At 33.9% G+C, this 26,849-nt stretch carries 25 protein-coding genes; 13 read left to right on the top strand and 12 right to left on the bottom strand.

The genetic code is table 11. From position 1 onward, the window contains the following. Positions 1-55 precede the first annotated feature (55 nt). The 4 genes from uxuA to EV145_RS14620 all read right to left on the bottom strand — a co-directional run bounded on the left by uxuA (position 56) and on the right by EV145_RS14620 (position 3,302). Positions 56-1,240: a mannonate dehydratase gene (gene uxuA, locus EV145_RS14635; protein ID WP_133525946.1), complete on the bottom strand. Its 1,185-nt coding sequence runs from the start codon at positions 1,238-1,240 to the stop codon at positions 56-58. Positions 1,241-1,363: 123 nt separating this feature from the next. Next, positions 1,364-2,176, bottom strand: coding sequence for an SDR family oxidoreductase (locus EV145_RS14630; RefSeq protein WP_133525945.1), 813 nt, complete (start codon positions 2,174-2,176; stop codon positions 1,364-1,366). A gap of 5 nt (positions 2,177-2,181) precedes the next feature. After that, a complete protein-coding gene (locus EV145_RS14625) occupies positions 2,182-2,850 on the bottom strand; it encodes a bifunctional 4-hydroxy-2-oxoglutarate aldolase/2-dehydro-3-deoxy-phosphogluconate aldolase (protein WP_133525944.1) in 669 nt (222 codons plus the stop codon). A gap of 2 nt (positions 2,851-2,852) precedes the next feature. Then, positions 2,853-3,302 (bottom strand): YhcH/YjgK/YiaL family protein, encoded by a 450-nt coding sequence (locus EV145_RS14620; protein ID WP_133525943.1) that lies wholly within the window; start codon positions 3,300-3,302, stop codon positions 2,853-2,855. Positions 3,303-3,678: 376 nt separating this feature from the next. On the opposite strand from EV145_RS14620, the gene EV145_RS14615 reads away from it, so the two are divergent. Further along, on the top strand, positions 3,679-4,773 hold the full coding sequence (locus EV145_RS14615) for a LacI family DNA-binding transcriptional regulator (RefSeq protein ID WP_317128125.1): 1,095 nt from the start codon (positions 3,679-3,681) through the stop codon (positions 4,771-4,773). Positions 4,774-5,048: 275 nt separating this feature from the next. Here the strand turns inward: EV145_RS14615 and EV145_RS14610 are convergent, their stop codons facing one another. Next, a complete protein-coding gene (locus EV145_RS14610; RefSeq protein WP_133525941.1) occupies positions 5,049-6,218 on the bottom strand; it encodes a DUF4861 family protein in 1,170 nt (389 codons plus the stop codon). Positions 6,219-6,406: 188 nt separating this feature from the next. Between EV145_RS14610 and EV145_RS14605 the strand changes: the two genes are divergently transcribed. Next, complete coding sequence (locus tag EV145_RS14605) at positions 6,407-7,045, top strand: HAD family hydrolase (RefSeq protein WP_133525940.1); 639 nt, start codon at positions 6,407-6,409, stop codon at positions 7,043-7,045. 281 nt (positions 7,046-7,326) lie between these two features. Then, positions 7,327-9,264 (top strand): metallophosphoesterase family protein, encoded by a 1,938-nt coding sequence (locus tag EV145_RS14600; RefSeq protein WP_133525939.1) that lies wholly within the window; start codon positions 7,327-7,329, stop codon positions 9,262-9,264. A gap of 638 nt (positions 9,265-9,902) precedes the next feature. On the opposite strand, the gene EV145_RS14595 is transcribed toward EV145_RS14600, so the two are convergent. Then, positions 9,903-10,961: a phosphatidylinositol-specific phospholipase C1-like protein gene (locus EV145_RS14595; RefSeq protein WP_133525938.1), complete on the bottom strand. Its 1,059-nt coding sequence runs from the start codon at positions 10,959-10,961 to the stop codon at positions 9,903-9,905. A 268-nt stretch (positions 10,962-11,229) separates the two neighbouring features. On the opposite strand from EV145_RS14595, the gene EV145_RS14590 reads away from it, so the two are divergent. From EV145_RS14590 to EV145_RS14575, 4 genes are all read left to right on the top strand, one after another. Next, positions 11,230-11,754: an RNA polymerase sigma-70 factor gene (locus EV145_RS14590; protein ID WP_133525937.1), complete on the top strand. Its 525-nt coding sequence runs from the start codon at positions 11,230-11,232 to the stop codon at positions 11,752-11,754. A gap of 282 nt (positions 11,755-12,036) precedes the next feature. Beyond that, on the top strand, positions 12,037-12,960 hold the full coding sequence (locus tag EV145_RS14585) for a FecR family protein (protein ID WP_133525936.1): 924 nt from the start codon (positions 12,037-12,039) through the stop codon (positions 12,958-12,960). Between the two features lie 73 nt (positions 12,961-13,033). Beyond that, positions 13,034-16,315: a SusC/RagA family TonB-linked outer membrane protein gene (locus EV145_RS14580; RefSeq protein ID WP_133525935.1), complete on the top strand. Its 3,282-nt coding sequence runs from the start codon at positions 13,034-13,036 to the stop codon at positions 16,313-16,315. 6 nt (positions 16,316-16,321) lie between these two features. Continuing rightward, complete coding sequence (locus EV145_RS14575) at positions 16,322-18,091, top strand: RagB/SusD family nutrient uptake outer membrane protein (protein WP_133525934.1); 1,770 nt, start codon at positions 16,322-16,324, stop codon at positions 18,089-18,091. A 319-nt stretch (positions 18,092-18,410) separates the two neighbouring features. Here the strand turns inward: EV145_RS14575 and EV145_RS14570 are convergent, their stop codons facing one another. Beyond that, the gene (locus tag EV145_RS14570) at positions 18,411-19,727 is read right to left on the bottom strand and encodes a ComEC/Rec2 family competence protein (protein ID WP_133525933.1); all 1,317 of its coding nucleotides are present in this window, start codon (positions 19,725-19,727) and stop codon (positions 18,411-18,413) included. 368 nt (positions 19,728-20,095) lie between these two features. Here EV145_RS14570 and EV145_RS14565 point away from each other — a divergent pair, with 368 nt between their 5' ends. The 3 genes from EV145_RS14565 (at position 20,096) to EV145_RS14555 (ending at position 21,870) form a co-directional block, all read left to right on the top strand. After that, positions 20,096-20,740 (top strand): outer membrane beta-barrel protein, encoded by a 645-nt coding sequence (locus EV145_RS14565; RefSeq protein WP_133525932.1) that lies wholly within the window; start codon positions 20,096-20,098, stop codon positions 20,738-20,740. Positions 20,741-20,782: 42 nt separating this feature from the next. Next, on the top strand, positions 20,783-21,274 hold the full coding sequence (locus tag EV145_RS14560; RefSeq protein WP_133525931.1) for a hypothetical protein: 492 nt from the start codon (positions 20,783-20,785) through the stop codon (positions 21,272-21,274). 221 nt (positions 21,275-21,495) lie between these two features. Beyond that, on the top strand, positions 21,496-21,870 hold the full coding sequence (locus EV145_RS14555) for an STAS/SEC14 domain-containing protein (protein WP_133525930.1): 375 nt from the start codon (positions 21,496-21,498) through the stop codon (positions 21,868-21,870). Between the two features lie 250 nt (positions 21,871-22,120). Here EV145_RS14555 and EV145_RS14550 read toward each other — a convergent pair whose 3' ends face one another. Genes EV145_RS14550 through EV145_RS14540 form a run of 3 tightly spaced genes read right to left on the bottom strand, consistent with a single transcriptional unit; the run spans position 22,121 to position 23,329 of the window. Continuing rightward, a complete protein-coding gene (locus tag EV145_RS14550) occupies positions 22,121-22,390 on the bottom strand; it encodes a PrgI family protein (RefSeq protein ID WP_133525929.1) in 270 nt (89 codons plus the stop codon). 46 nt (positions 22,391-22,436) lie between these two features. Beyond that, positions 22,437-22,826: a hypothetical protein gene (locus tag EV145_RS14545; RefSeq protein ID WP_133525928.1), complete on the bottom strand. Its 390-nt coding sequence runs from the start codon at positions 22,824-22,826 to the stop codon at positions 22,437-22,439. 14 nt (positions 22,827-22,840) lie between these two features. Then, positions 22,841-23,329, bottom strand: coding sequence for a hypothetical protein (locus EV145_RS14540; RefSeq protein WP_133525927.1), 489 nt, complete (start codon positions 23,327-23,329; stop codon positions 22,841-22,843). Between the two features lie 356 nt (positions 23,330-23,685). On the opposite strand from EV145_RS14540, the gene EV145_RS14535 reads away from it, so the two are divergent. Together EV145_RS14535 and EV145_RS14530 are read left to right on the top strand one after the other, a co-directional pair. After that, complete coding sequence (locus EV145_RS14535) at positions 23,686-24,090, top strand: hypothetical protein (RefSeq protein WP_133525926.1); 405 nt, start codon at positions 23,686-23,688, stop codon at positions 24,088-24,090. A 235-nt stretch (positions 24,091-24,325) separates the two neighbouring features. Continuing rightward, the gene (locus EV145_RS14530; protein WP_133525925.1) at positions 24,326-24,715 is read left to right on the top strand and encodes a helix-turn-helix transcriptional regulator; all 390 of its coding nucleotides are present in this window, start codon (positions 24,326-24,328) and stop codon (positions 24,713-24,715) included. 128 nt (positions 24,716-24,843) lie between these two features. On the opposite strand, the gene EV145_RS14525 is transcribed toward EV145_RS14530, so the two are convergent. Both EV145_RS14525 and EV145_RS14520 read right to left on the bottom strand, forming a co-directional pair. Beyond that, on the bottom strand, positions 24,844-25,560 hold the full coding sequence (locus EV145_RS14525) for an AAA family ATPase (RefSeq protein WP_133525924.1): 717 nt from the start codon (positions 25,558-25,560) through the stop codon (positions 24,844-24,846). Positions 25,561-25,589: 29 nt separating this feature from the next. Beyond that, a complete protein-coding gene (locus EV145_RS14520) occupies positions 25,590-26,321 on the bottom strand; it encodes a YggS family pyridoxal phosphate-dependent enzyme (RefSeq protein ID WP_133525923.1) in 732 nt (243 codons plus the stop codon). 201 nt (positions 26,322-26,522) lie between these two features. Between EV145_RS14520 and EV145_RS14515 the strand changes: the two genes are divergently transcribed. Further along, entirely contained in the window at positions 26,523-26,786 is a 264-nt protein-coding gene (locus EV145_RS14515) for a DUF2024 family protein (RefSeq protein ID WP_133525922.1), read from the top strand. Positions 26,787-26,849: the final 63 nt, after the last annotated feature.

The raw sequence follows: 26,849 nt of genomic DNA, 5'->3' as shown, positions 1-26,849 counted from the left end.
AATGACAAACTAGAATCAAAACTTTTGCGTCTTAGCGTCTTAGTGGCAAAACCTTTTATAAGGATCGCTTAATCCCTAATTCAAGTCCGCGTAACTCCGCCAAGCCTCGTAAACGGCCAATTGCAGAATAACCCGGATTTGTTTTTTTCTTTAAATCGTCCAGCATTTGGTGCCCGTGATCTGGGCGCATTGGCAATTTGCTGTTATTTCGTTTTTCAACTTCAAGAATCGCTTTTACGACTTCATACATATCAACATCGCCTTCAAGATGGTTTGCTTCATAAAAGCTTCCTTCTTCATCTCTTTGCGTGCTTCTTAAGTGAATAAAATTCATTTTGTCGCCATGACGTCTTACAATTCCTGGTAAATCATTATCGGCACGAACGCCATAAGACCCCGTACACATAGTAAATCCGTTTGATTGAGAAGGTGCTGCATTCATTAATTCAATCAAATCTTCTTCCGTACTTACTACTCTTGGCAAACCTAAAATCGGGTAGGGAGGATCGTCCGGATGAATGGCCATTAAAACGCCTTTGCTTTCGGCAACTGGAATGATTTCTTTTAAAAAGAAGAAAAGATTATCTTTTAAAGCTTGTCTGTCAATATGATTGTAAGCGCTTAATGTCACTAAGAAATCTTCGACTGAATAAGCTTCTTCGGCACCCGGAAGTCCAGCAAGAATGTTTTGCTGTAATTTTACTTTTTCTTCAGGAGTTATGGCTTCAAAATAGCTTTTGGCTTTTTGAATTTGTTCAGCCGAATATTCTTTTTCGGCTCCCGGTCTTTTCAAAATAAACAATTCAAACGCAGCAAAAGCATTAATGTCAAAACGCAATGCTTTTGAACCGTCTTCTACCGTATAAGCTAAATCTGTTCTTGACCAATCTAAAACAGGCATGAAATTATAACAAATGCATTTTATACCGCATAAAGCTAAATTTCGAATGCTTTCTTTATAATTTTCAATGTATTGAAGATAATTTCCTGTTTGTTTTTTAATGTCTTCATGCACCGGAACACTTTCAACAACTGACCAAGTCAAACCTGAAGCACCTTTTTTTGGATCGCCGTCCTGATGTTCAATTTCTACTTTTCGTTTAATGATTTCTTCAATGCTCCAAACTTCTCCGTTTGGAATGTGATGCAAAGCGGTTACAATTCCGGTTGCTCCCGTTTGTGCAATATCTTGTAAAGAAACAGGGTCATTTGGTCCGAACCAGCGTAATGTTTGTTCCATTTTAATATGTTTTTGATTTATTCCTGCAAGGTTTTCAAAACCTTGTAGGTATTTTTTAATTTATGTAAACGTATATTTTTAGACCTACAAGGTTTTGAAAACCTTGCAGGAACTCGAAAGGTCTTAAATACTCGCAGCAGCAAAACCGCCATCCACTTTTAATACTGTTCCTGTTACGAATTTTGACATGTCGCTGCATAAGTATAAAAGCGCGCCGTTAATATCTTCAGGTTTTCCAAATCTTCCCATTGGAGTCTGGCCAATAATTTTTTCGCCTCTCGGTGTCAATTTTCCTTCTGGAGTAAGCAGTAAAGCGCGGTTTTGTTCGCCAATAAAGAATCCCGGCGAAATGGCATTTACACGAATTCCCTCGCCGTATTTTGAAGCCAGTTCAACCGCCATCCACTGTGTGAAATTATCTATTGCTGCTTTTGAAGCCGAATAACCTACAACTCTAGTTAGCGGTCTTTGCGCAGATGCCGATGAAATATTGATAATGTTTCCTGATTTCTGCTTTGCAAAAAGTTCTGAAAAAACCTGAGAAGGCAACATTGTCCCGATAATATTTAAGTCGATAACCTGTTGTAAATCTTCCGTTTTCATATCATAAACCGCTTGATCTGGCTGAATAGTAGCGCCCGGCATATTTCCGCCGGCAGCATTAATTAAAATATCCAGACGGCCATATTTTTCAACAATATAATCTTTGATTTTTTCTACCTCTTCTTTATTTAAAACATTGGCTTGTACTGCAAAAGCTTGTCCGCCATTCTGTTCGATATTTTTTGCGGTTCTTTCTGCTTTTTCAAGTGATTGAGAAACGATTCCGACAATAACGCCCTGTTCAGCCAAAACGTTAGCAAAGTTGCTTCCTAATACGCCGGCACCGCCTGTTATAAGTGCAATTTTTCCTTTTAAATTAAATAGTGAGTCCATATAAATTATGATTGTTTTCTTAAAGTCTGAATAGTGTCCAGTACTTTTTTAGTTTCATTTTCGATTGTCGCATAATCACCTTCAATCATGCGTTTTTTTGTGATCAGTTTGCTGCCGAGTCCAACAGCAGCTACACCGGCAGAAAACCAACTTTCGATGCTAGCATGCGTCGTATCTACACCTCCGGTTACCATAAAGGTTAAATTAGGAAAAACATCTTTGATACTGCTCATGAAGTCCGGACCAAGAATATTTCCGGGAAAAAGCTTGATAAATGAAACACCAGCATTTTCTGCAGCGATAATTTCAGTAGGCGTCATGCATCCAGGTGCGTAAAGTGTCTTTTTGCTTTTTAAGAAAGTGGCAACTTCAGGAACAAAACCTGGGCTAATGAAAAAGTCTGCACCACCCTCATGAAAATCCTTAGCTTGGGATTCGTTTTTTATTGTTCCGATTCCTAAAAGCATTTCGGGCATTTCTGCATTTCTGATTTGTACCATTTTTTTGAAATTCACTAAAGCTTCTGAACCGCGATTAGTATATTCTACAGCTCTTATTCCTGCATTATATAAAGCGCGAAGCACTTCAATGCTGATATTCTCATCTGAATTGAAATATAAAGGGAGCATTCCCTGTTGCGCAATAATTTCTATTGAATTTTGAATGGAACTCATATTTAGATTTTTACTTTAAAAACAAGTTTTTTCAGTAAACCTTCGCCAATCATTGCAGCATGAACGTCTTCTGGAAACAAAATGGCAAACTGTTTTTCCTGCAATTGAAAAAACATATCGGGTTTATCGTGAAAAAAACGAACGTCTTTTTCGTCATTATAATCCCCATTTGGGCTTACACATTTTTCTCTAGGTTTCCATGCATACGTTTCTGGGCCTTTGACTAAAATTTGAATGTCAATGTTTTTATCGTGGCATTCAAAACCTTTAATACTTTCTTCTTTGGTTGTTCCTTGACCTGCAATTACGATTAGCTTCAATCCTTCTGAAATTTCCAAAACTCCTTCTTCGAGTTTGCTGATGTCATTTTGATTTACATAATCAAAAGCCTTTTTGAAATTTGGATGCAGACTGTGATATTTTGCCGCATTATGTAATGAATCTACTATCATTTTATTTAGTTTTTTGAGGTGTTTTTTATTTAATTGATTGTTTAGATGAAATATTTTAATTTGTTGGTTTTTAGTTGTTTATGCTGTTTGTTGTCATGTTGATGACTATAACCGATTTTTATTGCTAGTTTAAACAATTGAAGCTGTATTCATTATATTGTACAAAGATTTAAAGTTTTTATTTAAATAAAATGCCAAAATAAGCTGGTTTTTAATTTATTAATTTTTTATTTATATTTAATTTACTTTAAATTTTTGAACGATTAAAACGGAAAATAAATACGAGAAACAGCTTTTGTTTTTATCATTTGTGTATTTTTGCGTGTACGCACACGGTATTTTACAAATGTATATAAAAAGTTAAGTAAAACAACTTATATTTGATGAAAATAATAATAATTTTACGTGGCTAATAAATATTTTTAACTTAAAAATCAGCGATATCATAACGATAAAAGAAATAGCAGCACTAGCAAATATATCACCTGGAACGGTTGACAGAATCATCCATAACCGCGGACAAGTTGCTCAGGAAAATGTAGACAAAGTAAATGCCATTATTGAACAATATGGTTACAAACGAAATATTCTTGCGAGTAATCTGGCATTGAATAAGAAGTTTCGTATAGCTGTTTTTTTGCCTAAATATGAAAATCTTGAATATTGGAAAAGTCAGATTTCTGGAGTAGAAAAAGCAGCAACCGAATTTGTGAAATTCGGGATTGCGCTGGATTATTTTTTTTACGATTTTAATAAAGAATCTTTTCAGAAAGAGATTGAAAAAGTAATTAAGTTTGATTGTGACGGACTGCTTTTTGCGCCTATTTTTTATGAAGACTCGGTTCGGTTTTTGAAAGAATATGAAAAGAAAGATATTCCAGTTGTGATGATCGATTCTAATATTTCAGAAGAAAACAAGCATGCATATGTTGGTCAGGACGCTTTTCAGAGCGGTTATCTGGCTGGACGACTGATTAGTTTTGCAGTAAAAAATGAAAGGCAGGTTTTGATTTTTAAAATAGCCAGAGAGATTGAAAGTACATCAGTTTATCTGCAGCGAATTGACGGATTCTATTCGTATTTTAAAGATCATGATGAACTTACCAATTTTAAATTTTCTGAAATTACTATTAAAGATTCGGGAATCGATCAGCTATGTCTAGAAATGTTTAAAGGCATTAACAGCGTTTTTGTTCCCAATTCAAGAGCTTATATCGTGGCCCGATTTTTAGAAGAAAATAATATAAAAGGAGTTCGCATTATTGGGTTCGATTTATTAAAAGATAACATAGAATACCTAAACAAAGGCATAATTGATTTCCTTATTAATCAGAGACCCGAGGAGCAAGGATATATGGGAATTAATTACTTGTACAAGAAATTAGTACTTAAAGAAACGGTTGAAGCTGTTCATTATATTCCCCTAGAAATTATTCTGAAAGAGAATTATTTTCCTTCGAAAGTTAAGTAAAAACACAATCTTGTCATTTCGAGGTACGAGAAATCTCCGCAAGTGGCTCTACAAAGATTGGCGACTTTCTTTACGGAGCTACTTGCGGAGATTGCTTCACCAGTTCGCTATAGCTTGTGTTCTCGTTCCTCGAAATAACAAACTTTATTGTTATATATTGTCAGGCTGAGCGAAGTCGAAGCCCTCGCAAAGTAAATTTCCAATCACAATGACCAATCTGTGTCGATTCACTAGTGTGATTTCTCCTTTCAGTCGAAATGATAAAAATGGATAAATTATTTCTTCACTTTAACAACAAGTGGATTATTTATTTTCTCAGCAAAAGAAGTCAAATATGTTTCCCATTCTTGTTTGGTTTGAAACGGACTTCCTTTTTTCCATCCAAAACCAGTATAGTAAATTGCTTTCCCGTTTTTGAGCGAGATATTTCCGTACAGATTGCTTAATTCTTTTTCATTTGTAACGTGATTGTCAAAACTTGTCATGGTATTTTTTGGAGCCACTAATCCCATTCCAATTTCAGAATCATCAATTGGTTCCCAATAACTTAGCCACCCATTTTTTAAATTAGTGCTAGTAGTTCCTTTTTTATCGTGAAGTGTAATTCCAACAGCAATATTTTTACTTCCTGTAATAGTTGTTTCATAACGCGAAAGATAACTTCCGAAATCGAGACTGATTAATTTTGATTCGGTTATCTTGTTTCCTTTTGCATCCCAGTCGGCATAAGTCAAAATAAAACTCGTTCTGATTGGTCCTGTTGTAATGGTTTTCCAGCTGATAAAATTCTTCGAAAAATAATATTTTCCATCTACGTTTACAGCAATTCCACCAATTCCGCGACTATCTCCAACCTGAAAATTATCCAAACCTTCGCCAGTATCTTTATGATAAGTTCCTTTTCCCGTAGTCATTTTATCGTACCATTTGTTGATAATAGGATAATCGACTCTTTTTAGCCATGCATCTATTCCGCTCGTTAAAGTACCTCCAGGAACCTTGTCTTCAACCATTTTTTGAGCAACAGGGCCATAAGTCCTAAAAGCAACTTTGTTGTTTTCCCATGCATAATCATCTGTTCGTTCTGGCACAAAACGCGAATAACAGTTTGCTATTTGTGATGCTGAAGGATTGGTTCCTACTAAAACTTCAAAATTCTGTTTTGACTTTGCTTTGATTTTTGGCTGAAATAAAAGCACATCCATAGTTCCGTCGCCGTCATTATCGACCGTCTGCGTTTCTAAAAGGGAATTCGCAACAATATCTTTAACAATATAATTTTCAAGCTTTGCAGTAGCAGGCAAGCCAAGTATTTTTTTAGTTAGTTCAACAGTTTCAAATTCTCTGTCAGTCGCTAAAGTATTGGTAATTGTAATCGTTTTATTTTGAGAATAAAGGGCGAAGTTACTTGCCAGAATGGCGGTTAGTAAAAGATTTTTTTTCACAATTTGTAATTTTTATTTTTCGGTCTGTTAATAAAGTTGAAGTCATAAAGATACGTTGCAAATCGTAATTGCTGATACATTAGTAGGTATAAAAATGTACAAATTTCTGTTAATTTGTTATTGCCCGTGCTTTTGGGATTTATTTTAATTTGTACTTTACATTTTATATTAAAAAGCATAAAAAGAGTATGGAAGTTAAATGTATTATTTTCGATTGTGATGGAGTTTTAGTTGATACAGAAAAAATTGGCAATGGAATTTTGCTCGAAATGGCATCAGAATATGGTTTTGATATGAAAATTGAGGATGCCTACCGCAATTTTAACGGCCGGAATTTAAAGGATTGTTTCAGACATATTGAAGAAGCAATTGATCAAAAACTTCCTGAAAATTTTGAAGAAGACTACCGTCAAAAAAGCTTTGAAGCTTTCAAAACTCAGGTTAAACCTATGGAGGGCGTTGTTGATTTTATTGAAAAATTGAAGATTCCGTATTGTGTAGCATCCAGCGGACCGGTTGAAAAAATAAGACTCAATCTTGAAGTGGCTGGTTTGCTTGACAAATTTGAAAATAAAATATTTAGTTCGTACCAAATCAACAGCTGGAAACCAGAGCCAGGAATATTTTTGTATGCAGCAAAAGAAATGGGTTTTAAGGTTGAAGATTCTATCGTTTTGGAAGACAGCAAAGCGGGTGTAAAAGCCGGAATTAGCGGTGGATTTAAAGTGTACGGTTTTGCAAATGGATATAACAATTCAGATTTAGAAGAAGAAGGCGCGATACTTTTTAATAATTATGAAGAGCTGCGCTCTTTGCTGAAGATTTAGATTTTTTTTAACCGCTAAGTTTGCTATGATTAGAAAAAATAAAACCACAGATTAAAGGATTTATGCAGATTTAAAAAAATCATTTTAATCCTTTTAATCTGTGGCAAAAAACGTTGCTCCTGATAGCTGTCGGGATTGTGTAAACCTTTGCGAACTTAGCGGTTAAGCCCTAAACAAAGCAATAAAAATTATTATTCCGTAACAATACGGTAAAGATACTTCAGGTTTTAATGCCTAAAATTGTGCAGTTATTTTAAACGCCCCAAAATCTGATTTCCATTATGAATTTTAAAACTTTTCTCCACTATAAAAGCTGGTTTGTTGCATTCTTTTTTATTCTCTTCAATTATACTATTTCAGCACAAAAAACTAAGAATCTAGAAGGTGTTCAAGTCGCTTTTTTATCTGATGTTCATTTGCAGGATTTGTTCGGAACATTCTCAGATAACGATTTTAAAGGAATTTTGAATACCAAAACCGGAAAATATGCGTTAATAAGAACGATGGCTTCGCAGTTACATTCGACGAGAATTTTCAATGAAAATTATTTTGCCTTCATCGCCGCTCTTGAAGATATTGCAAAAAGAAAGATAAAATACGTTGCGCTTCCAGGCGATTATACTGATGACGGACAGCCAATACACGTGCGTGGATTGCAGAAAATTTTAGATCAGTACAAAAAAAAATATGATATTGAATTTTTTATAACCACCGGAAACCATGATCCGGTTGGACCATTTGCTCAGGAATCGGGTAAAGAAGATTTTTTAGGAAAAGAAGGAAAAAGCCAACCCATTTTTAGCAAAGACGGCATGTATAAGCCAAACATGAATATCGAACAGCCAGTTGTCATAACAGCCGATATTGCTAAAATGGGTTATTTTGGCATTACAGAAGATCTTAAAAATTTCGGTTTTTATCCAAATAAAAAATACAAGTTTTGGTCGACTCCTTTCGCTAATTACACTTCCCAGAATTACGATTTTAAAAAAGCCGTTGAAGGTTCACAATTATCTAAAAGAGTCTATAATGTTGAACCTGGATTTGAGGTTCCAGATGTAAGTTATGTCGTAGAACCAATCGACGGACTGTGGTTAATGGCGATTGACGGGAATGTCTATATTCCGAAGAAAATCGATGGCGATCCTAAAGATTCTAAAAGTTATTCGGAAGCGAGTACCGGTTATAATAATGTCCTTTCTAATAAAAAACATCTTATAAAATGGGTTCAGGATATTTCGGCGGAAGCCAAACTTCGCGGAAAAACTTTAGTTGCTTTCAGCCATTTTCCGATGATTGATTTTAATGATGACGCTTCCGCAGAAATTAAAGAATTATTAGGTCCTAACAAATGGCAGTTGAACAGAGTGCCAGTGGAAGAAGTAGCACAGGTTTTTGCCGATGCCGGATTGAAAATTCATTTTGGAGGCCATATGCATATCAACGATACAGGAATGCGCACGACGGCAAAGGGGAATACTTTAGTCAATATTCAAACGCCTTCACTTGCTGCTTATATTCCGGCTTATAAATTATTGACGATCAAAAAAGATAATCTTGTCGACATTCAAACGATTACAATTGATGATGTTCCAAGATTCGATGAGCTTTTTGATTTGTATAAATTGGAATATCAGTTTTTAGAAAGTCAAAACACAAAGGACATTTGGAATATTGCTATTCTGAAAACTAAAAATTACCATGATTTTACCGATTTCCATTTGAAAGAATTGGTGCGTCTTCGTTTTTTAAAAGACGATTGGCCTTCTGATTTTGCTTCTTTTATTCTGACTGTTTCGGCTCGGGATTTATTGGTTTTAGCAACTATCGAATCCAATAAAGATTTTGATTTTATTCTGAAAAACAAAGCACAGTTTCAAAGAGAATGGAGCGAGGCCGAAGCAAAATCGGAGCAAATATTGATTCAAAATAACCTTAAAAAAGAAGATTTCAATTGGACAGGAAATGACCTTTTAATTGATTTTTACCGTTTTAGAAGTGCCGATGAATTGGCTCTTGCCGATGTTGGTTTGGAAAGAGCAAAACAATATAGAGCGTTGTCGAAAATGTTGTTAGAAAGTAAAGATGCTTCAAACGATACACTTTTGAAAAAACAGATGAAATTATTTTTTACCATCTTCAATAAATTTATGCATGAAGTTCCGGCAGATCATTTTACTGTTGATTTGAAAAGTGGTGAGGTTAAAAGTTTGAAGTGATTTAACCGCAAAGAGCGCTAAGATTTACGCAGAGCACGCTATGTTTTTTTAATCTCGCAAAGACGCAGAGTCGCAAAGTTTTTATAATCTTTGTGACGCTGCGTCTTTGCGAGCAGATTTAAGCAACAAAGTCCGCAAAGCTTTATAGATTTATCTTTATGTTTATTGGGTACAACTAATATAAAAAAACCTTGCGTTCTTTGTGGTTAAAGTCTAATCATTTCACACTTTATTTAAAAATATAGTCCCTACAGGAAAATTTAATTTGGACATATATTTTTCCTACCAATATTTTACTTCTAACGGAGTTTACCTCGGAGAGGTTTTATATTGGTAGAAAATTTTAGAATAACATTTATAAATTGTCCCGTAGGACTAAATTAAAATTCCAAGTTCCAACAAGTATTAATTGATTTTAACCGCAAACAACGATAAGATTTACGCAAAGCACGCAAAGTTTTCTTTTAATCTCGCAAAGACGCAGAGTCGCAAAGTTTTTATAATCTTTGCGACTCTGCGTCTTTGCGAGCAAATTTAAGCAACAAAGTCCGCAAAGCTTTATCCATTTAGCTTTGCGAACTTTGCTTTTACTGAGCACATCTAAGGTAAAAAACCTTGCGTTCTTTGCGGTTAAAAATTTAAGGAGCAGTTGTTACCGGATCAACTCTCACATAAGTTCCATCATCATATTTAATTTGATAAGGAGAACTAAAGAAAGTGCTCGGTAAATAATAATCGGTTGAGATAATTTGTGCGCCTGATTTTTTTGCCGCCTCAAAATGCGAATAATCATTTGCTCTGGCTTCTTTAGTGTCTGAATCGGCGCGTGTTCTTATTAAATACCCTTTTTTAACTAAATCAGCAATTGTTGGATCTTCAGAATTATTTTTAAATAGCCACGCAGCTTCTGGTTTTCCAGGTTCAGCATTTATAAAAACGGCGCGTCCTTTCAAAGCCGGATGATTTAATGCGTACAAATCTCTTTTTGCGCCGTTGTTATCTAAAATGAACAAAAACTTTCCTTTAGCCTCTTTCAATGTTGGCCAATTATTGTTTAAAACAGCTTCTTCAAGTGTTTTGTATTTTCCTCGAACCATATCTGGCGTGATTAATTTATTTCCTAAACCTTTACGAAGTTCTTTGTCTAAAGCATCAAAAAGTTCAGGTGTAAATTTCTCCGCTTTTGTTCCCAAGTAGCTATCATCGTCTTTTGGTTCTAAAGTAATAAACACCGGAACATGATCAGGATTTGCATTCGACCATTTTTTAAGTTCGGCAAGACAGCTTTGAAGCGTATAGCAGGAAGTTCTAAAGTCGATATCAATCATATGAAAAACTTTAAAACCTGGTTTTTTCATTTCCCCATTTGGGTCGTAAGCTTCTTGTGATTTTGCAATGTCAAGTCCTTTTGGATGTGCAAATTTTCCGCCTTGAACATCGCCTTGAACATCAATTTCCAAGTTTCGCAAACCTTTATTTAATTGGTCTGTAATACTGATATGAGTGTACTGCAGTCCTTTTAGCGAACGCGAAGTATCTTTTGCCTGAATCGTATTGTATAAATCAGTTTCAATAGCGTGGCGGTAGCTGTTGTGTGAACCAATAACTTGTATTTGGTTGATTTTTAAAGTGTCATTTTGCGCATGACTTAATTGAAAAGTTCCAGCAAATAATAATGTAAACAAAATTTGTTTCATGATTTTGAATGAAATTTAGGATTATTGAAGTATGGAGACGCAGCAAAAGAGAATTGCTTTTTTTAGAGGTTACTAAAGTAAACCTGGCACTCGATTTTTGTGTTAGCTAAACGAAAAGAAATCGCAAATCAAATGTCATTTTTGCTTGAAAATAGTAGTATTAATAAAACAATTGGATTCGAAATTTAATTTAAAGATAACTTTCAGGCAAAAAGTATTGGTATTGTATTTTATTATTTTACATCACCAAACACTACCAGAAAATACCATGAAGAACCCTGAAATTTTTGAACAGACGTATACCCAATACTGGAAAAAACTAAACGCTTTTTCGTATACGATTACTCAGGATAAAGACTTGGCTCAGAATATAGTGCAGGATGTTTTTATTGATTTATGGGAACGCAAAGACGATTTGAACATCAATGCAATTGAACCGTATTTATTTCGCGCGGTAAAAAATCAGGTTTTTAAGCATTATCAAAATAATAGGTTTGACAAGACGATTCTGGAAGATCAGTTTGAAGATTACATTATTGACAATTTTGCGTCAATTGATCCAGAATTAATGGATTTGCTTTATGCCGCATTAGATAAACTTCCGGAGAAAAGAAAAGAAGTTTTATTGATGTATAAATTTCAAGATATGTCGATTGATCAGATTGCAGACGAACTTGGAATTTCGAAACAAACGGTGAAAAACCAAATTTCATCGGCTATAAAACAATTGCGTGAAGGCTTGAAAGACTTGGCGTGGCTGGCACCTTTCATCATTTTACATAAAAACTTTTAAGATAACTTTCTGTTGATGTTTTCATAATATTTCCAGATAGTACGATTTCAAGATTCTGGTACTTACTTGTAATAACAAGCCTTTTAATTAAATCGGTTTTTTTAAACACATAGAAACATAGTCCGGATGGCTATTTGGATTCTTTTCGAGAAAAGGAGATTTAAAAACTAGTTTTTACACATAGCAAAACACAAACTGCTATGATTATTAATGCAAGTGAAACGCCTTTAATAAGTAAGTAAAACTATGTTTCTATGTGTTGAAATAATTACACAAAGTAGTATGATAAAAAGAATTAAACATAGTTTAGAACATCTTGTCGATAAAAGTTCACGAGATAAAACTTCAATTGCCGAGGAAAATCTGCTAAATGATTTTGCTTTTACGCAGTATCAAAAATCGAAATGGGACGACCTTTCGATGGGCAATTCTGAAGAAGTTTCGCAAGATATCTATGATAACATTCAGTTTCGAATAGGAAAAAAGAAAACCTTTATTCCTTACTTAAAATATATAGCTGCTGCCAGTATTCTTATTCTTGCCGGTTTAGGCTTTTGGCTTAAACCTGAAATTGCTGTCGAAAAGCAATTATCGTTTAAAACGTCATCGATTCCCAAATCTATCCAATTAAGTGACGGCTCGAAAATTTATCTGGCAGCAAACTCATTATTTCAATATCCTGAAAAATTTGAGGGAGATGAAAGAAAGGTGACTCTTTTAAAAGGAAATGCATTTTTTGAAATTGCTAAAGACAAAAAACATCCTTTTATAATTACTTCAAGAGAAATCAAAACTAGAGTAGTAGGGACTTCATTTCACATTCAGTTATCAAAATCAAAATGTGAAGTGATTGTGGTAACAGGAAAAGTGAATGTGAGTTCGAAAGGGCAGAGTGTAGATTTGGTTCCGAATGACGAAGCTTTATTCGAATCAAATAAACTGACCAAACAATTGGCAGACAAATCGCTTTTAGTGAATTGGTACACCACCGATGTGACACTAAATCAAACTACGCTTAAACAGGTTATTACCATTTTACAATATAAATACGGCGTTTCATTTCAGTACGATAATGAACGTGTATTAGCAACGCCTTTAACGGTGTTCATCAAGAAAGACGCAACATTAGAGAATGTTTTAGAGCAAATTAATTATATCACAAACCTAAAATTCAAAGTTTATGGCGAAATAGTAAAAGTGGATTAAAACAAAAAAGCAGTTGCTGAGAACAACTGCCTTTGAATAAATTAAGTATCGTAAAAAACCAATAACTTAAATCATGTATTTTAAAACTTCTTATTTAAATCTAAAGAGTCTTTTCTTTTTAGTTCTGGCTTTACTGACCTTACAGACAGGTTATAGTAAAACTTTAGTAAAAAAATCAAATTTAGAAAATAAAATAGAAAAAGCAACTCTTGTTTCTATATTTTCAAAATTAAGCCAGCAGACCGATTATAAATTCAGTTACGGACAAGCTGTAATTGCTGATAACACAACCTATACTGTAAATTTTGCAGGCGAAACAGTTTCGGCAATTTTGAATGATCTTTCAAAAAAAGCAAACTTCAATTACAACATTAACGGAAAATTAGTTTTGATTCAGAAAACAGCTTCGCCAAAAGTGGCAACAAACATAGCTGTAGATAGAGTGAAAGTAAAAGGTAAAGTAATTGATGAAAATAAACTGCCAATTCCGGGAGCGACAATTACCGAAACAAGCTCATCAAACAGCGCTGTTTCTAATTTTGATGGTGAATTTGAAATTACTGTTGGAGAAGGAAAAACAATCGAAGTATCTTATTTAGGATACAAAACTAAAGTTGTTGCTGTACAAAAAGGTTTTATGACCATTCAGCTAGAGCCAAATACGGCTGAATTAAGTGAAGTTTTAGTAGTTGGTTACGGAAAACAGTCTAAAAAAGATGTAACTGGAGCCGTTACACAGCTTGAAGCAGCAAGTTTTAAGCAAGGTGTAAATATTTCTGTGGATAATTTAATGCAGGGAAAAATTGCCGGAGTTCGTGTAGTTAATACAAGCGGTGAGCCTGGTGCAGGTGTAAACGTTACCATCAGAGGAGTTGGATCTATCAGAAGCGGGAGTACACCTTTATTTGTTGTAGATGGCGTGCCTTTGTCAAATGATGATGTTAGTCCGTCTGGAAGTAATGTTGGTTTTGGAAATTCATCGGCTAAAAATCCATTGAACTTTTTGAACACAAGCGATATTGAGTCGATTACGGTTTTAAAAGATGCTTCGGCAGCGGCAATTTATGGTGCGAGAGGATCAAACGGAGTTGTTTTGGTTACGACTAAAAAAGGATCAAAAGGCGAAGGAACTTTAACTTTTGATTCGTACACAGGAGTTTCGACTGTAGCTAATAAATTAGACGTTTTAAATGCAGATCAATATAGAAAAGCGATTAAAGATCCAGCGTTTGATCACGGTGGAAATACAGATTGGCAAGATGTAATTTACAGAACAGCAATTACTACAAATAATTCACTTGCTTTTTCAAAACAAACAGAAACAGGAAATTATTATGCTTCTGTAGCGCAAATGAATCAGGAAGGGATTATCAGAACTAGTAATTTCAAACGTATGTCGGGGAGAATTAATGCTGCTGAATCGTTTTTGGATAACAAACGTTTGAAAGTAAAAATGAACCTTACAGCAAGTGAAACTAAAGATGACGGCGTACCTACAAGTGATGACGGAGGTTCTAACGGACAGCTAATTGTACATACTTTAATGGCAAACCCAACAAGACCGGTTTTTGATTCAAAAGGAAATTACACGAACTTTAATATGAATGCGCACTACAATCCGGCTTATTTATTGAGCATTTATGATGATGTAACACGCACGTTGAGAGTTTTAGGAAATTTAGAAGCTTCGTTAAGAATTGTCGACGGATTAGAATATAAATTAAACATTGGTTTTGACCGTTCGGCAGCGGAAAGAAACACGACTATTTTTCCAAACTTAACCGACTTAAATCCGAAAGGGAAATATGTTCAGAATAATTTGGATTCAAGAAATTCATTAGTAGAACATTATTTGACTTATAACTTGAATTTAGACAAACATAAAATTGAAGCTTTAGGCGGATTTTCATATCAAAAATTTGAAAGATCTGGAACAGCTTTCAGTGTTGACGGAATTTCAAATCAAGGAGTGGGTGTGCCTCCTTCGGTAAATCCTGGTTTTGCAGGAACGCAATCTGGCGTTTCAGGATATGCACAAGAAAATGAGCTTCAGTCTTATTTTGGAAGAGTAAATTATACTTTCAACAATAAATACCTTTTGACGGCTTCGATGAGAGCGGACGGTTCGACTCGTTTTGGAGAAAACAACAAATACGGTTATTTTCCGTCAGCTGCTTTGGGATGGAATATCTCTAAAGAAAAATTCTTAGAAGATGTAACTGCAATAGATAACTTAAAATTAAGAGCAAGCTGGGGACAAACAGGAAATCAGGAAGTTGAGAACAAAATTACGCAGGCAAGTTATTCACTTTCTGGAGCTGATGGATATTATTTATACAGCGATTTAAATTTGGTTAACGGAGTTTCAGTAAACAGAACACCAAATCCTGATTTAAAATGGGAAGTTGTGACGCAATATAATTTAGGTTTAGATTTCAATTTGTGGAAAGATAAATTGTACGGAACTTTTGATTACTTCAACAAAACAACAACCGATGCGATTTTGAATGTTCCGTCGCAGGCTTTGAGTCCAACAACTACAATTTGGACCAATATTGACGGGAAAATTATCAATAAAGGTTTTGAATTTATGTTAGGCTCAAAATTAATTGATCACAAAGATTTTTCTTGGAACATTGATATGAATGGTGCGACTTTGAATAACAAAATTGAAGATTTGCCAGTTTCAGAAATTTTGACAGGAACGATTTCAGGACCTGGACAATCTGGGGTTAATGCGAATATTTACAAAAGTGGTTACGCGGCGGGATCTTTCTATTTATTACAACATATTGGTTTTGATGCAAATGGTGGTAATATTTTTAAAGATCAAAATGGAGATGGTAAAATTGATAATAGCGACAGAATTATTATTGAAGGAGCGCTTCCAACTTTTTACTACGGATTTAATAGTGATATGCGATACAAAAACTTTACGTTTTCATTCTCTATCATTGGCCAGACAGGAGGTTATTTATTGAATAATACGGGATTGAATGCATTAAATATAAACAACTTAGCTTCTGACCGAAATGTAGCAACAGGATATTATGAATCGGGAGCAAACCCAACAAATTCGCCAATTTTATCTACTCTTTTCTTAGAGAAATCTGATTTTATCCGATTAAATACGGCTCGTGTAGGTTACAATTTTGACCTGAAAGGAATCAACTGGATTAACGGATTGACATTGTATGTAACAGGACAAAACTTAATTACGATCACAAATTATTCAGGTTACGATCCATTAATCAACAGTCCAAAATCAAACGGAGGAAACCAGTCAATAGGTATTGATTATGCTGCTTACCCAACTTCTAGAACGTTCAGTTTTGGAGCAACTTTAAAACTATAATTTATTATGAAGACAAATACATTTTTTAGTATAAAATTAATCACATTGTTCTCGTTTATATGGCTGTTTGCCAGCTGTACAGATCTTGATGAAGTTGTTTTAGACGAGGTTTTGGGAGACAATGCATCAAATCCTGCCGGAGCACTTGCGGCAGCTTATGACCGATTAGGAGACGGAACTTTTGTAGATCATGGCGGTGTTTTCTCTTTGCAGGAATATACAACAGATGAGGCTATTTTGCCAACACGTGGAAGTGACTGGGGTGATGGAGGAAAATGGAGAGATATGCATGAGTTTACCTGGAAATCTGATAATGCGATTGTGGGTGACAACTGGAATAAATTGACAAACGGAATTACGCGTTCGTTAACTGCAATTCAGTCGGTTGAAGAAAGTTCAATTCCGGAGAAGAAATTGTTTTTAGCAGAAGCTAAAGGACTTTTAGCGTACTATTTATATACGACGTTAGATTTATACGGACAAGCGCCTTTTAGAGATCCGATGAATCCAAATGCGCCTTTGCAGATTTTAAAAGCAGATACTCAAATCGATAAATTGATTACAGATGTTGAGGCTTTAATTCCAGATTTGGCCAATATGGGAGAACAGCAAACACACAATGGACGTTTTACTAAAGAAGCTGCTTATGGTTTCTTAGCAACAATGTATTTGAATCGTGCTGTTTTTAAAGATCGTTTTAATGCAACTTCTAATTTTAATTTTAACGAAGCGGCAGTTTCAGGAGGCGGAACCGATATGGATCGTGTAATTTATTATACTTCATTGTTGATCAATTCTGGGAAATACTCATTAGAAAGCGATTATTTTAAAAACTTTGCAAGAGATAATAACAAAGGAAAAGAGCTTATTTTTGCGATTTCTCAAAAGATAGATTACATCCGTAATGGTTCAAACAGTTTTGCTTATGTGTGTATGGAACGTAACCAGAGAACTTCTGCAGCAAACAGAGGAACAAATGCAGCGTGTACAACACCGGAGTTTTTTGCAACATGGGACGGAAATCACGACGATCCAAGATTTCAGCAAAAATACCAATATGCAGACGGAACATGGTTTAAAAACGACGGCACAGATGTGAGCGTTCCAGCAACCGATATTGTTCCTAAAAGTGCTAATTTACCTTGGTTTCATTTCAATAGAGGAATCGAGTATGGACCTCAATACGGACCAATTTTATTATCGTCAGGTTCTTTAGAAATGATCAACGGACGTATTAAAGTTTCGCCTTTATTTATGGAAAAAAGCACAACTACAAGAATGGATTTTACTCCGTCATTAACATTTAAAAATCCAGCTCAGGCGGTTTTTGCTCAAAATGAAATTAATCAGGGTGCTCGTATTTTTAAATATGAATTTGATCCTGAGGGAGGAAATGGAAACAGTAATGTTGATATTCCGTTATACCGTTTAGGTGGAATTTACACAATGAGAGCCGAAGCTTACTTTAGAAAAGGAAGTGCAGGATTAGCAATGGACGATTTAAACAAATTACGTACAAGCAGAAAGAGAGAAGCTTTGTTTGGAAGTGTACCAGGAAAAGCGCTTACATCGCTTGATGCGACGCAATTATATAATGAAATTGGTTTCGAATTGTATTGGGAATTATACAGAAGACCACAAATGATTCGTTTTGGAAAGTTTGATTTGCCAGGAACTGCTAAAGTGGCTTCACAACCTTTTAGAAGAGTATTTCCAATTCCGCAGTCAACGATTGACGTAACGAAACAATTTACACAAAATCAAGGTTATAACTAAGTTGTGTTAGTTAGTTTATTTTTTTATTTATTTTTTATTAGAAAAGCCTGTCTTGAAAAAGACAGGCTTCTATTTTTTTAGTTTGCAAGTTTCAAGTTTCAAGTTTCAAAGTTTCAAGTTTCAAAGTTTCAAAGTTTCAAGTTTCAGGTTTGAAGTTTTCTATTCATTGTGAATTAAACCACAAAGTGCGCAAAGGTTTCACAAAGTTTTATTTTCCTTGCGTGCATTGCGAAACCTTTGCGCGTTTTGCAGTTAAAACTGAAACCTGAAAACTGAAACCTGAAACTTGAAACTTCAAAACCTGAAACTTTAAAACAAATCAAATATTAAAAAAACTTTGTTCATATAAATCCCAGACGCTTCCGCTGCTTACAGCTTCTTTCATTTGCGCCATAATAATGTTGTCGCCGTCACAACGCATATTAATCATTCCGTATTTAATTCTGGTGCTTCCGTCGGCAGTTGAACGAGCGAGCTCGGTGGAGAAAACTAAAGGCCTTTTTGATTTTGTATATTTTCCGGCACAGCCAATAGCATCTGCACGCGGATGTGAATAGGTTTCATTATCGCCCGATGAAATTACTGTTGCATAAGGGTTTACTTTTGCCATAAAATCGGTTGTAAATTCAGATGCTCCATGATGGCAGGATTTTGCCACGTCAACTTCAAACGGATTTGCCGTATTATAATGTTCTAATAAATGGTCTTCGGCAGGAATATTCAAATCGCCTCCGTATAAAAAAGAACGGTTCCCGTAAGTTATTTTCAAAACAAGACTGTGTCCATTTATAGTATGTGCTTCATCATCAAAATATTTATAAACGGTTTTATTATCGATTTTTGAAGTTACTGGTCCCAAAATCTCAATGGAGAAATTCTTGTTATTAATGAGTTTAGGCGGAATTGTACTGTTGTGATCCAGACGTTCAAAATTTGTCAATCGCCCTTGACTCGTAGCAGTGTTGACCGCATTCAGAAATTTTTCCTGTAAATCAAGCATACCGCCTTTAACTTGGAGTGCATTAAATTCAGCCAAGGTATTGAACGAAGTTTCCAGATAATTTTCGCCGTTATGTTTTGATTTCTTTCCTAATTCGGTATTGTATTCTGTTTTTGGAAAATTGATTTTTTTATTGTTGAATTTTGCAATGCCGTTATGATAAATGGTGCCAATGGTATAATGGCTGTCGTTAATAATATCAATTAATCCTTGGTAATGATCTTTATCAAAATGGCTGATAAAGATATAATCAAGATGTACTTTTTTGTTTTTGTCAAAATAATATTTGTACTGCCACTTACTCAAATAATGACTTAAATTATCATTTGGACCTCCGTCAATAATTATTTTAAGTCCGTTTTCGTCATTTCCAACTTCAAGCAATGCGCCGTCGCCTTGACCGACATCAACATAAAAACATTTTAAAGCTGCCGAAAGTCCTAAACAGGTTTTATCGATCCAGCTTTCTTTTCCAAAGGCTAAAATCTTTTGCCAACTGTTAGTTTCTTCTGGTAAAATTTTGACAAATGATCCCATTAAGATTGTATTGTTTTTTCCCTTTGGTTTTCCATCAGTTCCAATGCTTTTATAAACATCGGCATAAAGACTAATTACTACTTTATAATTATCTGCCATACTATTTAGATTAAGATTTAAAGACTTTAACTTATTTAAAAATTAATATACCGTTTTTTCATCTATATTTACATGTAAATATATGTAAATCAGGTATATAAATATTTTGTTCTTTGAAAAAAGTAGTTTTAGGAGTTCATTTTTGTAGTATTTTTTGGTTTCAAATTATAATTTGAAACCATTATTACCCCCTAAATGTAATCCGTCTTTACCAATTTAGATAATTTTGAGCTCAATCAAAATTACAGTTGATAACTGTTGGTAAATAAGAAGTTACTCTTCTAACAGAGAGAGGTACATCAATTTTTATTTATCGCAAAATCTATTAGTTAAGAAACCAAATTATAAACAAATTAAAGAATCAAATTATGAAAAAGTATCACTTATTATTCGTTGTTTTTTTGTTTTCGCTGACGATTTCAGCGCAAAGTCAAGGCTCATTTTTGCTTAATTTGTACGGAGGTTATACCTTTTCCGACAAAGTAGATTTTGATTCTTCATACGCACGTGTGGAAGACGGTTTTGAGTACGGCGGAGGTTTGGAATATTTTATTTTGGACAACCAATCAGTTGAATTAAAATATAATAGGCTTGATACTAACATGCCTTTATATACAAAGGTGCCATTAACTGGTTTTCCTGCAGGTAGTCAAGTTAATGCCGGAGATGATAAAGGTGCGATCAATTATGTATTAGTAGATTATACGTATTATTTTGGGTCAAGTTCTCAAAAAGCGCTTCCGTTTTTAGGAGCTGGAGCAGGGATCGCAATTCTGGAAACACCACGAAGCGGGAGTGGAACTTATTTTGCATGGGAAATTAAAGGTGGTGTAAAAATAAAAACTGATTCACCATTTTCAATTAATATTAATGCTTATTTGCAATCTATGTCGGCAGCTGTTGGCTATGATTACTATTGGGATTACTATTGGGGGCCTTTGGCAGTTACTGATTATGCCTCAACTTTTCAATTTGGTTTAGGAGCTGTTTTAAGTTATGATTTTAAAAAATAAAATCGCGATAAATCATTTATAATAATCCTTAAAATTTAAAACATGAAAAAAGTAGTTTTATTAGCTCTTGTACTTTTTTCTGCACATTCATTTGCTCAATCGAGTTTAAAAGAAGATGTAGAAGTTATACAATCGATTTATGGCAAGTCTAAAGCCGATTTGGTTAGACAATACATGAATTTGTCAGAACCTCAGGCAACAGAGTTTCAAAAGATATATGATGAATATGAAGTTTCGCGTAAAGCATTAGGACTGCAAAAAGTGCAAATAATAAATGATTACGGAAACAATTATGCAACACTTGATGATCCAAAAGCGGCATCGTTGACAGAAGCAAGCTTAAAAAACGTCACCGATTATGATAAATTGTTGACCAAAACCTATGGCAAAGTCAAAAAAGCAATTGGCGGACGCAATGCAGCAAAATTTGTTCAGCTTGAGCAATATCTGCAAGTTACAATAAGAGGCGAGATTCAAAATTCAATTCCTTTTATTGATGAAATTGATAAAACAAAAATCAATAGTAAAATATAATATTTAAAAGCGATAATTCAGATAACGAATTATCGCTTTATTGTTTTTTACTAGCTTTTCAATTGATTAATTTTTAGCGGAATAACATTGTTATTTTGTAAAAATAGTAAGAGATGCTATAAGACTTAAACGGTATTCGAGAAGTATTTTTGATTGGAGTTTTATGCTAACTTTTTTCTGTATAATCTCAATATTAAATAACATTCAAAACTAATACTATCATGATACATCAAATTGACACAACAGATAATGTAGTCGCATTTAGAGCATTGGCAGAAGTAACAAAAGATGATTTTTTAAAAGTGGTCGTTCCAGCAGTTGAACACTTGGTGAATCAGACTAACGAAATCAATTTTTTGTTAGTTCTCGATACTGATCTTGAAAATTTTACAGCAGGAGCATGGCTTGAAGATGCATTGCTCGGATTAAAACATTTAGGAAAATGGAACCGCGCTGCAATAATTACAGATTCCGAAGAAATTATTACGTTCACAAACGGTTTCAGTTTTGTAGTTCCTGGAGAATTCCACGGATTTAAAAAAGAAAACTTCAATAAAGCTTTGAATTGGGTTGAAGGAAATATAAATCTTTCTTGATTTTTGTTTCAGGTTTCAGGTTTAAAGTTTCAAGGCCGTTGTGAAATTAACCGCAAAGTTCGCAAGGTTTTTCATCAAGTTTTATGTTTACAAACGCGAAGTTCGCAAAGCTTTGCGTCCTTCGCGTTTGTAAACACAATTTGAACAAAAAAACCTTGCGAACTTTGCGGTTAAAAAGCAGCCCAAGCCAAGTCTCTTTTCAACTTGAAACTTGAAACCTGAAACCTGAAACTTGAAACAAAGCAACCTCTTAATGATTATATTCAATCCCGCTGCTATCTGTTTTTTCTTTTTTTTCTTTGTATGATTTTGAGATTTGTTTGTAACATGCTGAGGTTAACAATGGCAATGCCAGACTACCAACAACCGCAGCAGATTTGTTATGTCCGGTTTTTTTCAGAACTGCACCAACTAACAAGGCGCCAAGTCCTGCGCAAACTAAATTTTTTACTGATAATTTTGACGCCGGATTTGGCGTTATTCCGTGTAATAAAGGATCTATAAAATTCAAATTTTCCATAATTATAATAATTTATTTGTTTAAACTTATTTGTATCTAATTTCGATTATTTTTCAGTGTCTATATCACTTTCGATTTTTTCAATTTCTGCTTTTTCTTTTTTAATTGCTTGTCTGAGCAAAGCAAAAAGACTCATGTAAATATTTGCCATAAAAACCAGCGAGAATCCTGCCAAAATGTAGCCACGCCAGTCATTTAACAAAAGTTTATAATCGCAAAGCACTAAAAAGGCAATTGTGACATAATGACTGAAACAGTATTCGCAAGTAAAGAGATAAAATATCTTTCTTGAGAAAATTGTTCGATCAAATTTTGAATGCTTGACACACCATTCTCTAGGTTCCTTAAAAATTTCCTCATGTGTAACGGTCCAGCTTACACAAGCAATTGGAACAGCTAAAACAAAAAGCCAGATAATTTGTGAAGTCAAATCCATATTCAAAAGATTGATTATTCTCTTGGATGATTTTCGGGAAAATGTTCTGCGTCAAAATCATCTAAATCTTTAGTGTCATCATCATCCAGATCACCATCTTCTTCTAAATCATTATCCAAATCCAAATCAGGATCATAATCTTCGTCAATATCGTTTTTTCGATCATCATTTGTAATGGCATCATCTTCATTTACAATACGTTCCTGATTCGGGATATTTTCAGCACGTATGGTATTGCTTTCATAATCAGCTACATGATGTTGCGGATCTCCAATAAATTCTTCTTGATATTGATAAGGATCTTCGTCTCTGGCATAATTATCATTGTCTACTAATGTATTTTGATCGATATAATCTGGATCACTTTCGCCAAATTCATAATGGTCTTGCGGTTTTAAATCTTGTTTGAATTGATCTTCATTTGAAGTTCCGTCAACAAGAATATTTTGATCGATATAATCAGGATCGTTCTGATAATTATCTAAGTTGTGCTCGTTTTTCATAACGTTTCTCTTTTAAGTTATTCAATTAAAAGTTTGTGTTTTACAAATTTACCAAGCAAATCAAAGGGAAGCCTTACATGATAGATAATTATAGTTGCATAATTAACAGTTACTTACATTACAATCCCTTTTATAAGAAATAGAAACTCAGTAGAAAAGTATGAGTTATTGTATTGTTACAGAATAGATTATAAGTAATATTTTACATTTTTGTAATGAATTATAACTCTCAGTTATATTGTATTATAAAGATTGTAAGAAAAAAAAGAAGGTTTTGCTTAATATTGCGTTTGAGCTTTTTTTTTTAAAGAATTAGCTTAAAAAAAATTCCCGAAATCATTTTACCTACTATTTTTATGTTCCTTACAATTACTTCAACTCACGTTCATTTTTGCTATCGCAAAGAGAGATGGAATTATGCTTTCGATGAAATAATCGAACTCGGCTTAATTCGAAAAAAGAAAAATTATTTTCTAATAAATGCGATTTTTATCGCTGTCACAGCAAGCGCCTATTATTGTATGCTTTTTACAAAAACGGCTGATCTTAATTATATTATTCCGGCCCTTTTAGCCTTTACCGTTCTTACCATTTTACGATTTCATAATCCGGCAGAATTTGATTATTATGTTTTGGTCCGTGATTGTTATCAAAAGGAAATAATCGTAAAAATTAGGAGCAAAGATAAAAATAAGATTGGCAAACAAATTGACGAATTTTTTAATCTTCAGTTTGAGCGCATGACAATGCAAACCGCATAATTTTTTTAATATTTGCAAATGAGAATTTTTGGAATTCCCCAATACGAATTAGCCTTTATCGTTATTGCAATCGTTTATGGGTTTATTATAACTGTGAAAAAAAAATAACGGAAAAACGGCTTCATCAACTTCTGCGATTGAAGCTGTAGTAGAATACATTTTAAATTCGGTTTAGTTGCAATACTAAAATTTAGTATTGGGCTATATTCGCTAAACCAGATCCCAAATCAAAAATATGGCCACCTCAATTAAAAATAAAATTAAAAGCATACGTGAATTAAAAAACTACACTCAAGAATATATGGCAGAACAACTTGGTGTGACCCAGGCAGGTTACAGTAAAATTGAAAAAGGTAAAACTGTTTTATCATTTGAGAAACTAGTTGAAATTGCCCGTATTTTAGAAGTCAGTGTAGAAGATATAATAAGTTTTGATAGTGAAAGATACTTTAACAGCTTTAATAAAGTAATAGGAAACAACAACGGAAGCATCTTAATTAATACAGAACAAAATACGGCGACATTAAAACTGCTTTACGAAGATAAAATCACGCTCTTGGAAAAACTGCTCGCTAAAACAGAATCTGAACTGGAACGCTATAAAGAAAAATACGGTCCGCTTTAGTTTTTTGAAAGTTTAAAATACAGTAATAAATATTTAAAGCAATTATTCATAAGAGTAAAAGTAAAAATGACGTCCAGATTTTAGTTCAATTTTTTGGGTTAAAATATATAATTAGAAGGGCGTAAAATCTAAAATTGTTTTTGCTGTGATTCTAATTCTGAAATAATCAGTCCTTTCATTGTGGTGTGCACATAATCTTTTGCTTCAGCGTATGAGAGCAAATATTTTCTTGTAATGTATTGTAAATGAATTGGGAACGTATTTAGGATATTATCGTAGTAAAGATCTAATTGTTTTTCATCGGGCAATTCAAATTTAAGCTTAATTTGAAATCTTCGCAGTAAAGCCGTATCAATACTATTGAAAAAATTAGTGGCACAGATTAAAAGGCAATTTGCTGGAAAATAGTCAATTAATTGAATAATGGTATTTACCAGACGTTTCATTTCGGCAACATCTTTATCATCATTTTCTCGGCTTTTGGCAATTTGGTCAAATTCATCTAAAAACAAAACGGCATTTTCTCTCGCCGCTTTATCAAAAAGCGCTTTTACATTTTTAGACGTTTCACCAATTCTCGCATTTATAATAGTGCTGAGGTTTACAATAATAATTTCTTTTTTCAAAGCCGTTGCAATCGCTTTTGCGGTCGTAGTTTTGCCACAACCAGAATGACCGTGAAGCAAAATTTTATTGTCAACCGGAAGATTGTATTTTTTTAATTCTTCAATATATTTATGCTCCTTGATAGTCTGTTCTAAAATTGCCCTATTTTCTTCGCTGAAAAAAAGATTTTCAATCGCAATTTTTTCGGTGTCGTGTATGGTAAGTTCGTGTAGATTCATCTGAAAATTATTTGGCACAAAATTAAAGTTTATTCTGCAATATTTTCATTCCAAATTTCTTTGCCTAAAAACCGATTTCCAAAGATCGAAGTTCCTATTCGGACCAAATTTGAACCTTCGGCTATAGCCAACTCCAAATCCTGAGACATTCCCATGGAAAGTTTTAAATCATGGATTCCGTCAATTTTAGCAGCATAAATTTCATCACGTATTTCTCGTAATAATCGGAGTGAAGGTCGCATTTTTTCTTTTTCAACATCTAATAAACCAATGGTCATTAAACCTTTAATATTCAGAGATTCATACTTTTTAATTTTATTTATAAAAGAAATCACTTCAGACGGAGGAAGGCCAAATTTGCTTTCCTCAAAAGAAGTATTGACCTGAATATAAATGTCGAGATTTCTGCCTTCCTTCCGCAGTTGTTTATTTAATTCTTCAGCGAGATTAAGACGATCAATTGATTGAATACAAGTGGCGTATTTTAGGACATCTTTTATTTTATTAGTTTGTAAATGTCCAATAAAATGGCGCTCAATATTCCGTTTTTTTAAATCAGCATCTTTATCGCGAAGTTCCTGCATTTTGTTTTCGCCAATGAGGTTTTCGCCAGCTTCTATCGCAATATTGATTTTCTCTGCGGAAACAGTTTTGGTTGCCAATAAAAGTTTCACATCCGTTGAATTTCTGCCCGAAAGTTTGCAGGCATTTTCGATACGATTGCGAACCTGTTTCAAATTAAAAATAATGTCCTCTTTCATACGTACAAAATTACGATTAACTGGTTGGGACAAAAGATCCAGTTTTTATTATTTGATGCGGTCCAGTTTTCAGGCGCAATTTTCAACTAGACCAGTAATCGCATATAAATCAAAAAACTGGATGAGCTGGAAAATTGAAAGTCGCAATAAATTTGCAGTACTAAAGAACACTAAAAAAAAAAATTTTTTAAACATATAATTATGAAAGTAGCAGTATGGGATACTTATGTGACCCGAAAAGACGGTAAAATTATGCATTTTGATATTTTGGTTGATGAAAATACTGATAATGCTGATCAGGTTTTTGAATTCGGAAGAACTTATCTTAAATCAGTTGCACAGGAAGGACAGCCTTTAACATCAAAAGAATGTAATTTTTGCCATATTGAGAAAGCACCAATTGAAATTGAAAATCAGATTAGAGAAAACGGTTTTTCTATAATTGAAATGGAAAACTGTAATTAACTAATTTTTAAGGCATAAAGGCTGTAAATGTGGGGATTTCAGTCTTTATGCTATAAATTAATG

The organism is Flavobacterium sp. 245 (genome assembly GCF_004362055.1).
GTDB lineage: Bacteria > Bacteroidota > Bacteroidia > Flavobacteriales > Flavobacteriaceae > Flavobacterium.
The sequence above is the reverse complement of the archived record's forward strand: the minus strand, read 5'-3'. Positions and strand labels throughout refer to the sequence as shown.

What these genes read in the sequence shown, in the direction of transcription:
- uxuA (WP_133525946.1), bottom strand. Translation starts at nt 1,240, where the DNA reads ATGGAACAAACATTACGCTGGTTCGGACCAAATGACCCTGTTTCTTTA.
- EV145_RS14630 (WP_133525945.1), bottom strand. Translation starts at nt 2,176, where the DNA reads ATGGACTCACTATTTAATTTAAAAGGAAAAATTGCACTTATAACAGGC.
- EV145_RS14625 (WP_133525944.1), bottom strand. Translation starts at nt 2,850, where the DNA reads ATGAGTTCCATTCAAAATTCAATAGAAATTATTGCGCAACAGGGAATG.
- EV145_RS14620 (WP_133525943.1), bottom strand. Translation starts at nt 3,302, where the DNA reads ATGATAGTAGATTCATTACATAATGCGGCAAAATATCACAGTCTGCAT.
- EV145_RS14605 (WP_133525940.1), top strand. Translation starts at nt 6,407, where the DNA reads ATGGAAGTTAAATGTATTATTTTCGATTGTGATGGAGTTTTAGTTGAT.
- EV145_RS14600 (WP_133525939.1), top strand. Translation starts at nt 7,327, where the DNA reads ATGAATTTTAAAACTTTTCTCCACTATAAAAGCTGGTTTGTTGCATTC.
- EV145_RS14595 (WP_133525938.1), bottom strand. Translation starts at nt 10,961, where the DNA reads ATGAAACAAATTTTGTTTACATTATTATTTGCTGGAACTTTTCAATTA.
- EV145_RS14590 (WP_133525937.1), top strand. Translation starts at nt 11,230, where the DNA reads ATGAAGAACCCTGAAATTTTTGAACAGACGTATACCCAATACTGGAAA.
- EV145_RS14585 (WP_133525936.1), top strand. Translation starts at nt 12,037, where the DNA reads ATGATAAAAAGAATTAAACATAGTTTAGAACATCTTGTCGATAAAAGT.
- EV145_RS14580 (WP_133525935.1), top strand. Translation starts at nt 13,034, where the DNA reads ATGTATTTTAAAACTTCTTATTTAAATCTAAAGAGTCTTTTCTTTTTA.
- EV145_RS14575 (WP_133525934.1), top strand. Translation starts at nt 16,322, where the DNA reads ATGAAGACAAATACATTTTTTAGTATAAAATTAATCACATTGTTCTCG.
- EV145_RS14570 (WP_133525933.1), bottom strand. Translation starts at nt 19,727, where the DNA reads ATGGCAGATAATTATAAAGTAGTAATTAGTCTTTATGCCGATGTTTAT.
- EV145_RS14565 (WP_133525932.1), top strand. Translation starts at nt 20,096, where the DNA reads ATGAAAAAGTATCACTTATTATTCGTTGTTTTTTTGTTTTCGCTGACG.
- EV145_RS14560 (WP_133525931.1), top strand. Translation starts at nt 20,783, where the DNA reads ATGAAAAAAGTAGTTTTATTAGCTCTTGTACTTTTTTCTGCACATTCA.
- EV145_RS14555 (WP_133525930.1), top strand. Translation starts at nt 21,496, where the DNA reads ATGATACATCAAATTGACACAACAGATAATGTAGTCGCATTTAGAGCA.
- EV145_RS14550 (WP_133525929.1), bottom strand. Translation starts at nt 22,390, where the DNA reads ATGGAAAATTTGAATTTTATAGATCCTTTATTACACGGAATAACGCCA.
- EV145_RS14545 (WP_133525928.1), bottom strand. Translation starts at nt 22,826, where the DNA reads ATGGATTTGACTTCACAAATTATCTGGCTTTTTGTTTTAGCTGTTCCA.
- EV145_RS14540 (WP_133525927.1), bottom strand. Translation starts at nt 23,329, where the DNA reads ATGAAAAACGAGCACAACTTAGATAATTATCAGAACGATCCTGATTAT.
- EV145_RS14535 (WP_133525926.1), top strand. Translation starts at nt 23,686, where the DNA reads ATGTTCCTTACAATTACTTCAACTCACGTTCATTTTTGCTATCGCAAA.
- EV145_RS14530 (WP_133525925.1), top strand. Translation starts at nt 24,326, where the DNA reads ATGGCCACCTCAATTAAAAATAAAATTAAAAGCATACGTGAATTAAAA.
- EV145_RS14525 (WP_133525924.1), bottom strand. Translation starts at nt 25,560, where the DNA reads ATGAATCTACACGAACTTACCATACACGACACCGAAAAAATTGCGATT.
- EV145_RS14520 (WP_133525923.1), bottom strand. Translation starts at nt 26,321, where the DNA reads ATGAAAGAGGACATTATTTTTAATTTGAAACAGGTTCGCAATCGTATC.
- EV145_RS14515 (WP_133525922.1), top strand. Translation starts at nt 26,523, where the DNA reads ATGAAAGTAGCAGTATGGGATACTTATGTGACCCGAAAAGACGGTAAA.